The sequence below is a fragment of the Streptomyces acidicola genome, from assembly GCF_009377235.1.
Taxonomy (GTDB): Bacteria; Actinomycetota; Actinomycetes; order Streptomycetales; family Streptomycetaceae; genus Streptomyces; species Streptomyces acidicola.
In genome coordinates, this window is record NZ_VMNX01000266.1 from 1 (window position 1) to 12269 (window position 12269).

At 68.7% G+C, this 12269-nt stretch carries 10 protein-coding genes and 1 pseudogene; 7 read left to right on the forward strand and 4 right to left on the reverse strand.

The genetic code is table 11. The annotated features are described in order from the left end of the window. Positions 1-190: pseudogene (locus FPZ41_RS49085) on the forward strand (hypothetical protein); the annotation flags it as partial. Continuing rightward, positions 190-522 carry a hypothetical protein gene (locus tag FPZ41_RS39705; protein ID WP_152868845.1) on the forward strand — a complete coding sequence of 111 codons (333 nt, stop codon included), beginning with the start codon at positions 190-192 and terminating at the stop codon, positions 520-522. The pseudogene FPZ41_RS49085 and the gene FPZ41_RS39705, both read left to right, overlap by 1 nt. Positions 523-691: 169 nt before the next feature. Here the strand turns inward: FPZ41_RS39705 and FPZ41_RS39710 are convergent, their stop codons facing one another. Next, positions 692-2998, reverse strand: a complete 2307-nt coding sequence (locus FPZ41_RS39710) for a (Fe-S)-binding protein (RefSeq protein WP_152868857.1) — start codon at positions 2996-2998, stop codon at positions 692-694. A 494-nt stretch (positions 2999-3492) separates the two neighbouring features. Here FPZ41_RS39710 and dnaK point away from each other — a divergent pair, with 494 nt between their 5' ends. Genes dnaK through FPZ41_RS39730 form a run of 4 tightly spaced genes read left to right on the forward strand, consistent with a single transcriptional unit; the run spans position 3493 to position 7717 of the window. Continuing rightward, positions 3493-5364, forward strand: a complete 1872-nt coding sequence (gene dnaK, locus FPZ41_RS39715) for a molecular chaperone DnaK (RefSeq protein ID WP_152868847.1) — start codon at positions 3493-3495, stop codon at positions 5362-5364. Continuing rightward, positions 5361-6038, forward strand: a complete 678-nt coding sequence (gene grpE / locus FPZ41_RS39720) for a nucleotide exchange factor GrpE (RefSeq protein WP_131572323.1) — start codon at positions 5361-5363, stop codon at positions 6036-6038. The genes dnaK and grpE overlap by 4 nt, the downstream gene beginning before the upstream one ends. 33 nt (positions 6039-6071) lie before the next feature. Continuing rightward, positions 6072-7259, forward strand: coding sequence for a molecular chaperone DnaJ (gene dnaJ / locus FPZ41_RS39725; protein ID WP_152868849.1), 1188 nt, complete (start codon positions 6072-6074; stop codon positions 7257-7259). Positions 7260-7264: 5 nt separating this feature from the next. Continuing rightward, positions 7265-7717, forward strand: a complete 453-nt coding sequence (locus FPZ41_RS39730) for a heat shock protein transcriptional repressor HspR (protein ID WP_152868851.1) — start codon at positions 7265-7267, stop codon at positions 7715-7717. A 120-nt stretch (positions 7718-7837) separates the two neighbouring features. Here the strand turns inward: FPZ41_RS39730 and FPZ41_RS39735 are convergent, their stop codons facing one another. The 3 genes from FPZ41_RS39735 to FPZ41_RS39745 all read right to left on the reverse strand — a co-directional run bounded on the left by FPZ41_RS39735 (position 7838) and on the right by FPZ41_RS39745 (position 11654). Continuing rightward, complete coding sequence (locus FPZ41_RS39735) at positions 7838-10330, reverse strand: tetratricopeptide repeat protein (protein WP_152868853.1); 2493 nt, start codon at positions 10328-10330, stop codon at positions 7838-7840. 225 nt (positions 10331-10555) lie between these two features. After that, complete coding sequence (locus FPZ41_RS39740) at positions 10556-10762, reverse strand: DUF397 domain-containing protein (protein WP_131571998.1); 207 nt, start codon at positions 10760-10762, stop codon at positions 10556-10558. 10 nt (positions 10763-10772) lie between these two features. Then, positions 10773-11654: a helix-turn-helix domain-containing protein gene (locus tag FPZ41_RS39745; protein WP_131571999.1), complete on the reverse strand. Its 882-nt coding sequence runs from the start codon at positions 11652-11654 to the stop codon at positions 10773-10775. A 237-nt stretch (positions 11655-11891) separates the two neighbouring features. On the opposite strand from FPZ41_RS39745, the gene FPZ41_RS39750 reads away from it, so the two are divergent. Further along, positions 11892-12269, forward strand: a 378-nt coding sequence (locus tag FPZ41_RS39750) for an ATP-binding protein (RefSeq protein ID WP_152868855.1), incomplete at its 3' end; no start/stop codon positions are given.

Below are 12269 nucleotides of genomic sequence, written 5' to 3' on the forward strand. Positions count from 1 at the left end.
GCACACCCCGCTCCCCGCTCGCCGCAGCCCGTACGGGCTGGACACCCCCCTCGACGGCACCGCCACCGTGGCCGTACGCCCATACCTGGTCGTGCACGAGCAGCGGCAACGACGCCGTGAACTGGCAATGGTTGCCTCGGGCTTGGACGTGATGAGGCCCTACTGGGTCCATGGGGTGGAGGTGGCTTGATGGGAGCGGAAGCCGAACCACCGGAGCCGAAGGCCGTGCAGCCTTGGCATGAGCCGCGTCTCCTGCCCTGGACGAGTCCCGAGGGCAAGCCGAGCTACCTGATCACTGACGACTGTGGTGGACGGGTGTCCCGCCTGGCCGACACCGCGGAAGACATTCAGTCGGGAATGGGCGCTCAACTCCTCGTCCACGCCCACGACATACTGCCGCATGCTCCCCAGGGGGAACTCCGTTTTCTCGCCGAGCGCCTGACCGAAGCCCTCCGCGACGCTCTCCGCATCGCAGAGAGCCGGGGGCAGCGGCGTCGGCCCGCGGGGCGGTCCGCCCTGTGAGCCTCCTCGCTGCTGCCGAACCGTCGTCCGAGTACGCGCTCGTCGCCCGGCCTGACCATCAGGACCTGGAGACGCGCTCGGGCCGGTAGGCCGCGCCGTTCCGGACGGGAACGCCGACGCCCCCTGCCCGGGAAGGGCAAGGGGCGTCGGAAGCTGCCGCCGGGGTCGGTTACTTCACCGGCTGCGGCTCCGGCTCGCTCTCCGCGTCGGCCGCGCCCGCCGGGGGCTCGTTGTCGTCCGTGGCCGGGGTCCTGACGGAGTCGAGGAGCAGCTGGGCGACGTCCACGACCTGGATGGACTCCTTCGCCTTGCCGCCCGCGGCGGAGCCGCTATCGGGTGCAGCCTTCTTGCCGTTGACCGAGTCGGTCAGCATGACGAGGCAGAAGGGGCAGGCGGTGGAGATGATGTCGGGGTTGAGGGAGAGGGCCTCGTCGACGCGCTCGTTGTTGATGCGCTTGCCGATCCGCTCCTCCATCCACATCCGCGCACCACCGGCGCCGCAGCAGAAGCCGCGCTCCTTGTGGCGGTGCATCTCCTCGTTGCGCAGGCCCGGGACCTTGCCGATGATCTCGCGCGGGGGCGTGTAGATCTTGTTGTGGCGCCCCAGGTAGCAGGGGTCGTGGTAGGTGATGATGCCCTCGACCGGGGTCACCGGGACCAGCTTGCCCTCGTCGACGAGGTGCTGGAGCAGCTGGGTGTGGTGGATGACCTCGTAGTCGCCGCCGAGCTGCGGGTACTCGTTGCCGAGGGTGTTGAGGCAGTGCGGGCAGGTGGCGACGATCTTCTTCGCGGACTTGGGCTTCTTGCTGGACTCGTCTTCGTCGTCCTCGCCGAACGCCATGTTGAGGGCCGCGACGTTCTCCATACCGAGCTCCTGGAACAACGGCTCGTTGCCGAGTCGCCGCGCCGAGTCGCCGGTGCACTTCTCGTCGCCGCCCATGATCGCGAACTTGACGCCCGCGATGTGGAGGAGTTCGGCGAACGCCTTCGTCGTCTTCTTGGCGCGGTCTTCGAGGGCGCCGGCGCAGCCGACCCAGTAGAGGTAGTCGACCTCGGACAGGTCCTCGATGTCCCTGCCGACGACCGGGATCTCGAAGTCGACCTCCTTGGTCCACTCCAGGCGCTGCTTCTTGGCCAGGCCCCAGGGGTTGCCCTTCTTCTCCAGGTTCTTGAGCATCGTGCCCGCCTCGGACGGGAACGCGGACTCGATCATCACCTGATAGCGGCGCATGTCGACGATGTGGTCGACGTGCTCGATGTCGACGGGGCACTGCTCGACGCAGGCGCCGCAGGTGGTGCAGGACCACAGGACGTCGGGGTCGATGACGCCGTTCTCTTCGACGGTGCCGATCAGCGGGCGCTCGGCCTCGGCCAGGGCCGCGGCGGGCACGTCCTTCAACTGCTCCTCGCTCGCCCTCTCCTCACCCTCCATGGTCTTGCCGCCGCCGGCGAGGAGGTAGGGGGCCTTGGCGTGCGCGTGGTCGCGCAGCGACATGATCAGCAGCTTGGGGGAGAGCGGCTTGCCGGTGTTCCAGGCCGGGCACTGCGACTGGCAGCGACCGCACTCGGTGCACGTGGAGAAGTCCAGCAGGCCCTTCCAGGAGAACTGCTCCACCTGGCTGACACCGAAGATGTCGTCCTCGCCGGGGTCGGTGAGGTCGATCGTCTTTCCGCCGGAGGTCATGGGGAGGAGGGCGCCGAGGGAGGTCTCGCCGGTGGCGTTGCGCTTGAACCAGATGTTCGGGAAGGCGAGGAAGCGGTGCCAGGCGACGCCCATGTCGGTCTTCAGCGAGACGGTGATCATCCAGACGAAGGACGTCCCGATCTTGATCATCGCGGTGAGGTAGACCAGGTTCTGCAGCGTGCCGGTGTCGAGCCCCTCGAACGCGGCGACGAGCGGGTACGAGGCGAAGTAGGCGGCCTCGTAGTGGGCCACGCCGGCGAGGGCTCCCTCCAGGCCGCGCAGGGTCATGATGGCGAGCCCGATGATGAGGATGACCGACTCGACGAAGTAGGCCTGACCGGTGTTGGAGCCGGCGAACCGGGACTTGCGGCCCGCGCGTCCGGGGCGGGACAGCTGCCGGATGACGATGAGGGTCAGAATCCCCAGCGTGGTCATCGTGCCGATGAACTCGACGAACATCTCGTACGGCAGCCAGTGCCCGATGAGGGGCAGGACCCAGTCGGCCTTGAAGAGCTGCCCGAAGGCGTTGACCAGGGTCAGTACGAGGGAGAAGAAGCCGACGGCGACGAACCAGTGGGCGACGCCGACGACCGCCCAGCGGTTCATGCGGGTGTGGCCGAGGAACTCCCTCGCCACCGTGAGGGTGCGGCTCTTCCAGTCGTCGGTGCGCGTACCGGCGGGGACGTCCTGGCCGAGCCGTACGAACCGGTAGATCTGCGCGATGGCACGGCCGAACAGCGCCACGCCGACCACGGCGAGTACCAGCGACACGATGATCGCGGCGAGTTGCATTTGGGGGCTCCTCGGGCCTGCGAGGGTTTCTTCGAGGCGGACGTCGTCGTAAGCCTCGGAGCTCATTACTAAGCGGTAACTTATGCAGTCCGTCTGAGACTACCCACTTCTTGTGCCGCACTGTAGTCAGCGGGGTGGTGATCTGCGTCGCTGAGGGGCGCCTGGGTGGGTGCTGATGTCGGGTGTTGATGTCGGGTGGGGTTCTGGGGTGCGTGCCGGGGTGTGCACCTTGGTGCCTTGGTGCGCGCGCCCGTTCATCCCATAGTGGTGCATATTGGGTAGCCTGCGGCTGGAGTGGTACGGGTCGCTCGCTGCACGGGTGGTTTTCTCGCCCCCGCCGTTAATCACTCAGCGGGGGAAACCCGCAGTTCAGAACCCCATTGCGCGTAAGGAACGGATAAGAGTTGAGTCTGGGTGACTCAGGTCTGTTGACCCAGCGGCAGGCGTCATGCATGCTTGAGTCCGTTCCACTCAAGTCAGCTGGAGGAATTGAAATGGCACGTGCGGTCGGCATCGACCTGGGCACGACTAACTCCGTCGTCAGCGTTCTGGAGGGCGGCGAGCCCACCGTCATCACCAACGCCGAGGGCGCCAGGACCACGCCGTCCGTCGTCGCCTTCGCCAAGAACGGTGAGGTGCTCGTCGGCGAGGTCGCCAAGCGCCAGGCGGTCACGAACGTGGACCGGACCATCCGCTCGGTGAAGCGTCACATGGGCACGGACTGGAAGATCGAGCTCGACGGGAAGCACTTCAACCCGCAGCAGATGAGCGCTTTCATCCTGCAGAAGCTCAAGCGGGACGCCGAGGCCTACCTGGGCGAGAAGGTCGCGGACGCGGTCATCACGGTCCCGGCGTACTTCAACGACTCCGAGCGTCAGGCGACGAAGGAGGCGGGTGAGATCGCGGGCCTCAACGTCCTGCGCATCGTCAACGAGCCCACCGCCGCCGCCCTCGCCTACGGCCTCGACAAGGACGACCAGACGATCCTCGTCTTCGACCTCGGTGGCGGCACCTTCGACGTGTCGCTCCTGGAGATCGGCGACGGCGTCGTCGAGGTGAAGGCCACCAACGGTGACAACCACCTCGGTGGTGACGACTGGGACCAGCGCGTCGTCGACTACCTGGTGCAGCAGTTCCGGGCCGGCCACGGCGTGGACCTCGCCAAGGACAAGATGGCCCTCCAGCGCCTCCGCGAGGCCGCCGAGAAGGCCAAGATCGAGCTGTCCTCCTCCAGCGAGACCTCGATCAACCTGCCGTACATCACGGCCTCCGCCGAGGGCCCCCTGCACCTCGACGAGAAGCTCACCCGCGCCCAGTTCCAGCAGCTCACCGCCGATCTGCTGGAGCGCTGCAAGACGCCGTTCCACAACGTCATCAAGGACGCGGGCATCCAGCTCTCCGAGATCGACCACGTCGTTCTCGTCGGTGGTTCGACCCGTATGCCCGCCGTCGCCGAGCTCGTCAAGGAGCTGACCGGCGGCAAGGAGGCCAACAAGGGTGTGAACCCGGACGAGGTCGTCGCCATCGGCGCCTCGCTCCAGGCCGGTGTGCTCAAGGGCGAGGTCAAGGACGTTCTGCTCCTCGACGTGACGCCGCTGTCTCTCGGTATCGAGACCAAGGGCGGCATCATGACCAAGCTCATCGAGCGGAACACGACGATCCCGACCAAGCGGTCCGAGATCTTCACCACCGCCGAGGACAACCAGCCCTCCGTGCAGATCCAGGTCTACCAGGGCGAGCGCGAGATCGCGGCGTACAACAAGAAGCTCGGGATGTTCGAGCTGACCGGTCTGCCGCCGGCCCCGCGGGGCGTGCCGCAGATCGAGGTGTCCTTCGACATCGACGCCAACGGCATCATGCACGTCACGGCGAAGGACCTCGGCACCGGCAAGGAGCAGAAGATGACCGTCACCGGCGGCTCCTCGCTGCCGAAGGACGAGGTCGACCGCATGCGCCAGGAGGCCGAGCAGTACGCGGAGGAGGACCACCGCCGCCGCGAGGCCGCCGAGACCCGCAACCAGGGCGAGCAGCTCGTCTACCAGACCGAGAAGTTCCTCAAGGACAACGAGGACAAGGTCCCGGGTGACGTCAAGACCGAGGTCGAGGCCTCCGTCGAGGAGCTGAAGACCGCGCTCAAGGGCGAGGACACCACCGAGATCCGTACGGCCACCGAGAAGGTCGCCGCCGTCTCCCAGAAGCTGGGCCAGGCCCTGTACGCCGACGCGCAGGCGGCTCAGGCCGCAGGCGAGGCCGGTGGCGCCGCCGGTGCCGGAGCCGGCGCGGGTCAGGCCAAGGCCGCTGACGACGACGTCGTCGACGCCGAGATCGTTGACGAGCCGCGTGACCGCAAGGACGGTGCCGCGTGACGGAGGAGACCCCGGGCTTCGACGAGCAGCCGCAGGCCGCGTCGCCGCAGCAGCCCGACGTCCCCTCCGGCGCGACCCCCGACGACGCCGAGTCGAAGGCCGCCCCCCAGGAAGGGGCGGCCCCGACCGGGGACGCAGGCGCACAGGCGGCGCTGGTGGCCCAGCTCGACCAGGTCCGTACCGCGCTCGGTGAGCGCACCGCGGACCTCCAGCGGCTCCAGGCCGAGTACCAGAACTACCGCCGCCGCGTCGAGCGCGACCGGATCACGGTCAGGGAGATCGCCATCGCGAACCTCCTGACCGAGCTCCTGCCCGTGCTCGACGACATCGGCCGCGCCCGGGACCACGGCGAACTCGTCGGCGGATTCAAGTCCGTCGCCGAGTCGCTGGAGACCGTCGCGGCGAAGATGGGTCTGCAGCAGTTCGGCAAGGAGGGCGAGCCCTTCGACCCGACGATCCACGAGGCCCTGATGCACTCGTACGCACCGGACGTCACGGAGACGACGTGCGTGGCGATTCTGCAGCCCGGGTATCGCTTCGGCGAGCGCACCATCCGTCCCGCGCGGGTGGCCGTGGCCGAACCGCAGCCCGGCGCCCAGACCGTCAAGGCGGACTCATCGGATTCCGCGGAGACGGCCGACGACAAGGAGAGCGGTGGCCCGGACGAGGGCTGAGCTTGAACCAACCAGGAAGGAGGGGCGTCGAGGATGAGCACCAAGGACTTCATCGAGAAGGACTTCTACAAGGTCCTCGGCGTCCCCAAGGACGCCACCGAGGCCGAGATCAAGAAGGCGTACCGGAAGCTCGCCCGCGAGTACCACCCGGACGCCAACAAGGGCAACGCCAAGGCCGAGGAGCGCTTCAAGGAGATCTCCGAGGCGAACGACGTCCTGGGTGACCCCAAGAAGCGCAAGGAGTACGACGACGCGCGGGCGCTGTTCGGCAACGGTGGCTTCCGTCCTGGCCCCGGCGCCGGCGGCGGCTCGTTCAACTTCGACCTGGGCGACCTCTTCGGAGGCGGCGCCCAGGGCGGGGGCGGGCAGGGAGCGGGCGGCTTCGGCGGCGGGATCGGAGACGTCTTCGGCGGGCTGTTCAACCGCGGCGGCACGGGCGCGGGCACGCGTACGCAGCCGCGGCGCGGCCAGGACATCGACACCGAGGTCACGCTGAGCTTCACCGAGGCGGTGGACGGCGCGACCGTTCCCCTCCGGATGACCTCGCAGTCGCCCTGCCGGGCCTGCTCGGGCACCGGCGACAAGAACGGCACACCGCGTGTGTGCCCGACCTGCGTCGGCACCGGCCAGGTGGCGCGGGGTTCGGGCGGCGGATTCTCGCTGACCGACCCCTGCCCGGACTGCAAGGGCCGCGGGCTCATCGCCGAGCACCCCTGCCCGGACTGCCAGGGCAGCGGCCGGGCGAAGTCGTCCCGGACGATGCAGGTGCGCATACCGGCCGGTGTCACGGACGGTCAGCGCATCCGGCTCCGCGGCAAGGGCGGGCCCGGTGAGCGGGGCGGCCCGTCCGGCGACCTGTACGTCACGGTGCACGTCGAGGCCCACCCGGTGTTCGGCCGCAAGGGCGACAACCTGACGGTGACGGTGCCGGTGACGTATCCGGAGGCGGCGCTGGGCGGCGAGATCCGTGTCCCCACGCTGGGCGGACCTCCGGTCACCCTGAAGCTGCCGCCGGGCACGCCCAACGGACGCACGATGCGCGCCCGTGGCAAGGGCGCGGTCCGCAAGGACGGCACCCGCGGGGACCTTCTGGTCACGGTCGAGGTGAGTGTCCCGAAGGACGTATTGGGGAAGGCTCGTGACGCGCTTGAGGCGTATCGCGCAGCCACTGTGGGCGAGGACCCGCGGGCGGAGCTGTTCCAGGCCGCGAAGGGAGCTTGAGGGTGATGGACGGCCGTCGGCGTAATCCGTATGAACTGACCGAGGAGACCCCGGTCTACGTCATCTCGGTGGCGGCCCAGCTCTCCGGCCTGCACCCGCAGACCCTGCGCCAGTACGACCGTCTGGGCCTGGTCTCGCCGGACCGCACGGCCGGCCGGGGCCGTCGCTACTCGGCCCGCGACATCGAACTGCTCCGCCAGGTGCAGCAGTTGTCGCAGGACGAGGGCATCAACCTCGCCGGCATCAAGCGCATCATCGAGCTGGAGAACCAGGTCGCCGCGCTCCAGTCCCGCGTCGCGGAGCTGGAGACGGCCCTGGACGGCGCGGCGGCGGCCATGCGCCAGCGCGAGGCCGCGGTGCACGCCTCGTACCGCCGCGACCTGGTGCCGTACCAGGAGGTCCAGCAGACGAGCGCGCTGGTGGTGTGGCGGCCGAAGCGGCAGCAGCCCTCGGACTGACGCCTCGTCGACCATGTGAAGGGGCCCGGAGGTTCAGCCGAACCTCCGGGCCCCTTCGCGAACTCGGACCCGGCCTCGGTGTCCTGGCCCGGACACCAGCCGCGAAGTCCCTTTCCCCCCTCAGCCCAGTCGGGCCAGCAGATTCTCGGCCTGCTCGGCAAAGGGTGCGAGCCCGCTGGCGGCAGCACGCCGCAGACAGGGGAGTGCGGCATCGGACTCTCCCTTGCCGTGCAGGATCTCCCCCACCCGGTAGCCGGCTTCGCCCACCAGCTCCCCGTCGTCCGTGCCCTCCAGGGTGCGCTGATACCAGCGCGCCGCCTCGTCCCAGTCTTCCAGCCAGTAGTGCAGTTCACCGATGTGGGCGGCGAACAGCGGCCCGTCCTCGTGGTCGGACTCGGCTATCGGCCCGTAGTGCTCCAGCAGTTCCGGCAGATTGCGCTCCTGCTTGGCGACGAGACCGAGGTTGAGGACGGCCTTGTGGGACATTTCCTTGTTCCCCTTCGCCAGGGCACGCAGCCACCACTCGCGTGCCGCGACGTTGTCGCCGCCCCGGTGCGCGTCTGCTCCCACCGTGACGGCAGCGCCCGCCGCGTACTTCCCCTTCCCCTCGGCCACCTTCTCCAGCAGCGCCAGTCCGAGCCTCGCGTCGCCCTGTTCCAGCATCCAGTGGCCGTAGAGGAAGGCGGCGTACAGCGCAGGGCCCACGCCGGGGGTCTTGGTGAGCGCGCGGACCAGCCGCAGGAACGCCTCGTCGCACGTCTGCGCCACTGCTTGGTCCACAGCTCGCGCCGCGTGGTGAGCGTCCACTTCGGTGAGGAGCCGGCCGAGCAGGCGGACGGCGCGGGCGGCCGTCTTCTCGTCGTGCTCGAACCGGACCGTGAGCATCGCGGCACGGGCCCAGGCCGCGAACGCCGCCGTCCGGTCGCCCTGCGCGTGCGCCAGCTCGGCCTGTCGTTGCGCGGCCATGGCGGCGTTGCCGAAGCGTTCGAAACCCGCCTCGGCCTGTGTGAAGGCCTCCTGGGCCCTTTCCGTCTCGCCCAGTTTGCACAAGGAGAGGCCGAGCCGGTAAGCGGAATGTGCGCGGGTGTCCTCGTCGGCGCCCGCGACCGTCGCGCCGCGCTCGAACCACCGCGCGGCCTTCGCGAAGTCGTCGCGCCGCGCCGCATCGATGCCGACGCGTCGGAAACCATCCGACGCCACCTTCGGATGGACGGCTTCTGCCGCCGTCGCCAGCGCGATGACCGCCGCCTCGTCGCCCCTGTCGTACAGCACTGTCAGCAGCTGTTCCGCCGCGTCCCCGGTACTGGCCGAGGCCGCGAAGCCGGTGCGCCGGACGACACGGCGGTATCCCTCGACCGCACGGCCGGTGGCAACCGCCAGCTGCAGCACCTGCGCCATCGCCGGCCTACCCTCTCGTTCACGCCACCAGGTCATGGAGAGGTCGACGAGGAGGGCGGCGGCATTGCCGAGGTTCTCGCCGTGCTGATCACCGGGGGCGTCCGGCCCGGCGCTCTCGGCGAGCGAGGACAGGGCGGCCCCGGCGGCCTCGAAGTCGCCGGCGAACAGGTGGCCGGCGACCTCGACGACGGCCTGCCCGTAGTTCTCGGCGAGTACGGCGCGGGCACCGTCCCGCTCACCCCTGGCGAAGAGACGGTTGGCGGCTTCCACCGGGGACTCGGCACCGGAGAGCCGCCGCGCCTCCGCGACCACGCCGAGGTCACGCGCCTCGTCACCCTTGCTGATGGCCCGGGCGAACGCCGCCTGCGCCTCCTCGTCTCTGCCGAGTCGCCGCAGCAGGAGGCCCAGCCGCAGCGCGGCCCGGGAACGGTAACGCGTCCCGTACCGCTCGTGGTTCTTGCTCCGCTCGGCCCGCTGGTACAGGGTGCTGGCGCTCTCGTACTCGCCCTGGGCCGCATGCAGATCGCCCAGATAGAGCAGGGCCTTGCCGTGCAGCTGCCGGTCAGGCCCGTCCGCCACACGCCGGTACGCCTCCGCGGCTCCCTCGGCGTCACCCCGCTCCTGGCGCAGCCATCCCAGGGTGAAGCACGCGTCCAGGTCGTCGTCGTCCTCAGCGAATTCGGCGCACCGTTCCTCCCATTCCTCCCACGCCTTGCCGCTGTCGGCCTGCAGGCCGTCCGAGTCACCGGCGTAGCTGGTGGTGCCCCAGCTCTGGCCGACGCGCAGCGACTCCATCCAGCGGGCATCGGTGACATGGACGTCGTAGTCGCCCTGGGCAAGCTGCTCCTCGTCCTGCCAGCCGCCCTCGCGCTCGTAGTAGAACATCGCCAGCCGCTCGAAATCCTCATCGCTGACCGAGTGGTTGCGCACAGCCACCCGCTCGACGCCCGCGACGAAGCGGTGGGTGTTGCTCTCCACCCACCCCTCGTTCAGGAACTCATCGAGGGTGACGACGTCCGTCAGCGGACCGTAGCGGTGCGGGGTGAAGTCCTCCGCGGCTTCCCACAACACCCGGAAGAAGAAGCTCGAGTCGCCGGGCAACAGCTCGCCGGTGCCCCAGGAGGGCTCGTAGTAGACGACGAAGACGCGAAAGCGAACGCGCCGCTGCTCATGGTCGAGGTCGAGGACGCGCACACCGAAGAGATCGGTGGACATGGGGGGGCCTCCAGGAGAAACGCACAGGGGAACCAGCCCGGACGGTGGGAACCGCGCGGTGAGGAGGCTCACGGTATGGGTGCCCACTGACAACGCATCGTCTTCGCTCGACCAGCTCAGCGAGGGGTCCGGGACCAGGTTCGGCGGCGAAAGTGCGACACTTCTGCGGAAAGTGTTGCACTCTTGCGGGTCAGTGGTCGGGTCGGGGCCGTGCTGCTCCGGCGTTCAGGCCCCTTGGAAGCGGCGCTTGGCCGTCCGGTCCTTCACGTGGCGCAGGAGCGCGGCGAGGCCCTGCGGGGCGGTGGCCAGGATGGTGTGGGGGGTGTCGCTCTCGCGGAGGTGGATGGTTCCGTCGGGGCCGGTGGCGACGTATACGCACTCGCCCTGCGGGCCGCCGCTGAACGTCGATTTCTGCCATATGAGTTCAGGCATCAGGGCCTCCTCAAAGGGTGTAGAGCAGATGCTGGATGAGGGCCAGCGAGTCCTTCACGGAGTGTGCTTCCGGGGCCAACGATACGTCGACGGGGGCGAGGGCGTACTCGGCGAGGCTCTCGAACAGCGCCCCGTACTGGGTCAGGCTGTCGCGGTCGCCCAAGTACTGGAAACCCGAGGGTTGTTCGAGCACCACGGTGCCAAGCTCGGGAACGCTGGGAATGACATGCACGAAGTTGCCGGTGAGGGCCGCGTGGGCCCGAGAGGCGAACGAGTAGACCTGGATCGTCACGTTGGGTAGTCGCGCCAGTTCGATGAGTCGGAGCAACTGACCGCGGAGCACTTGGGTCCCCCCGAACCGCATGTGCAGTGCGGATTCGTGGATCACGGCATGCACGGACGGAGGGTTCTCGCGGGTCAGGACGCTCTGCCTCTCCATCCGGAACTTCAGCGTGTCCTCGATGTTCTCGAAGCCCAGCTTCGGGCTTGTGAAAAGAGCTCGGGCGTAGTCGGCTGTCTGAAACAGGCCCGGGATGAGCAGTGATTGGTGCATCCGCAGCACCGCGGCGCCCGCCTCCAACTCCGCCATGCTCAACGGTCCTTGCTCCATGGGCCCCTTGTGGACCGTCCACCATCCCTTGCCGGTCGCCTCGCTCATGGCGACTAGCGCCTCGACATACGTCTCATCTTTGCATCCGTAGAGGCGACACAGCTCGCGGAGTCGTTCGGTGAGGATCGTGGTCTTCGCGGTCTCGATCTGACTCAGCTGGGCCCGGCCCATTCCGATCCGCTCAGCAGCTTCACCCGCGCTCAATCCTGCTCGTTCGCGCAGTTGTTTGAGCTCGTAGCCAAGTCGTCGCTGGCGTTCGCTGATCGTGGTGCGCAGTCCCACAGGTCACTCCTCGTCCGGTCGCCCAAAGTCTCTCCAGATCGGGGGAGTTCGTCCACCGATCCGAGTGACCAGCTTGAAAATTGTAAACCTCTATCTCTACTGTGAGTGTGGATTCAGTCACGCATTGAAACCATCCAACTCCCCCTGCCCATAAGCCGACAGAGCACCCGCACCCGCACGGGCGTCGCCATCGCCGGGCAGTGACCCCTCACCCTCGTCCACCGACAGGAGCCCCCCATGGACCCAGCCCGCCGCGCCGCCCACCGCACCGCCCAACTCACCCACGAATACAGCCTCTTCGCCCCCGGCGACGCCACCGCACCCCGCGTATGCCGGGACTTCGTACGCGCCGTCCTCTTCACCCACGACCGGGAGCCCTTCGTCATGCCCGCCGCCCTGTGCACCTCGGAACTCGTCACGAACGTCCACCTGCACACCAAGGGCACCACCATGCTCCGCGTCCGTCTCACCACCGCCCGCATCCACGTGAGCGTTTTCGATGAGAGCCCCGACCCGCCGGTTCTGGCCCATCCCGTCGCCGCGGTGCCCGCCTGCTGGGGCCGTGGGCTCGCCCTCGTCGCGGAGATGGCGGACGGGTGGGGCGTCGTGGGGGAG